Origin of the sequence: Pseudomonas sp. H26/SER47-MNA-CIBAN-0231, assembly GCF_040310465.1 — a bacterium.
GTDB classification, from domain to species: Bacteria; Pseudomonadota; Gammaproteobacteria; order Pseudomonadales; family Pseudomonadaceae; genus Aquipseudomonas; species Aquipseudomonas atacamensis.
On record NZ_JBEOPW010000206.1, the window covers coordinates 1 to 231 of the forward strand.

At 58.4% G+C, this 231-nt stretch carries 1 pseudogene; it reads right to left on the reverse strand.

What is annotated here, in order from left to right:
* A pseudogene (locus tag AAEZ10_RS27815) lies at positions 1 to 231 on the reverse strand (sugar ABC transporter permease); the annotation flags it as partial.

A 231-nucleotide genomic window follows, 5' to 3' on the forward strand; every position in this document is an offset into this window, starting at 1 on the left:
GCGGATGCGCTGGTCGAGAAACACCGCCAGGGTCACGCCGATCACCAAGGTGATGCCGATAAACATGCCGCCAAACACCACCAGGTTCTTGCTGGCGACCCACCAGCGGTCGTTGTCGAACAAACGCTGGTATTGCGCCAAGCCAGCCCACTTGTAGGTCGGCAGAAAGGTCGAGGTGGTGAACGACAGAACGAACGTCCACAGGATGTAGCCATAGAAGCCCACCAACAC